The organism is Mitsuaria sp. TWR114 (assembly GCF_007997345.1).
Genome location: NZ_VOSR01000853.1, coordinates 1 through 1,254 on the forward strand (window position 1 = coordinate 1; position 1,254 = coordinate 1,254).

The 1,254-nt window shown below is 69.6% G+C and carries 1 protein-coding gene and 1 pseudogene; both read left to right on the forward strand.

The window, feature by feature from the left end:
• Positions 1-546 (forward strand): benzoate/H(+) symporter BenE family transporter (locus FUT87_RS24930; RefSeq protein ID WP_147242742.1); only part of this gene is annotated, 546 nt, incomplete at its 5' end.
• 169 nt (positions 547-715) lie between these two features.
• Positions 716-1,254: pseudogene (locus FUT87_RS24935) on the forward strand (glutathione synthase); the annotation flags it as partial.

A 1,254-nucleotide genomic window follows, 5' to 3' on the forward strand; every position in this document is an offset into this window, starting at 1 on the left:
GCGCTGGTCGGCGTGGCGCTGCCGCTGTTCCTTGTCACGATGGCTTCGCAGAACCTGCCCGGCGTCGCCGCGCAGCGGGCGTCGGGGTATCAGACGCCGGTCTCGGCGAGCATCGCCGCCACCGGCCTGGCCTCGGTAGTCTTCGCGCCGTTCGGCGGCTATGCGTTCAACCTCGCGGCGATCACCGCGGCCATCTGCATGGGGCGCGAGGCGCACGAGGATCCGGCCAGGAGATACACGGCGTCGGCGATGGCGGGCTTGTTCTACATCGCCATCGGCTTGGCCGGCGGGGCGGTGGTGGGGCTGCTGACCGCATTCCCCCGCGAGCTGATCGCGGCGGTGGCGGGACTGGCGCTGCTGGGCACGATCGCCGGCGGGCTGTCGGCCGCGCTGAAGGATGAGCGTCATCGCGACGCCGCGATCCTGACCTTCCTGGTCACGCTGTCGGGGCTGAGCCTGCTGGGCATCGGCTCGGCGTTCTGGGGCGTGGTCGCCGGTGCGGTTTCTCTTTTGGTGCAACACTTCCGGGCCGCTCCCAGGCAGTGATCCTGCCTAGGGGGCTGGCCCTCACCCCTGCCCTCTCCCGCAAGCGGGAGAGGGAGTTCGTGCCCGAGGTCTGAAGGTCCCTGCTGAGATCCCCGGCCTCGCCGCCGAATTGCCCGAATTGCCGCCGAATTGCCGGCGTTTGCCGAATCCCTTGTCGAAAGCCCTGTCCATGAAACTGCTGTTCGTCGCCGACCCGCTGTCCACGTTCAACACCTACAAGGACTCCACCTTCGCGATGATGCGGGAGGCCGCCCGGCGCGGACACGAGCTGTGGGTGTGCGAGGTGCCCGACCTGCTGTGGGTCAGCGGCGGCCGGGTGACGGCGCATGCGGCCCGGCAACTGACGCTGACGCCGGAAGCCGCCGCCAGCCAGGCCGGCACGAAGCTCGCCGTGTGGCACGAGATCACCGCGACGCGGGACCTGCCGCTGGCCGATGTCGACGCGGTGCTGATGCGCAAGGACCCGCCCTTCGATTCGGAGTTCTTCTACGCGACCCACCTGCTGGAGCAGGCCGAGCGCGAAGGCGCGCGCGTGTTCAACAAGGCCGCGTCGCTGCGCGACCATCCGGAGAAGCTGGCGATCCTGGAGTTCCCGCAGTTCATCGCGCCGACGCTGGTGACGCGCTCCGCCGCCGCGATCCGCGCCTTCCATGCGGAGCACCAGGACATCATCCTCAAGCCGCTGGACGGCATGGGCGGCATGGGCAT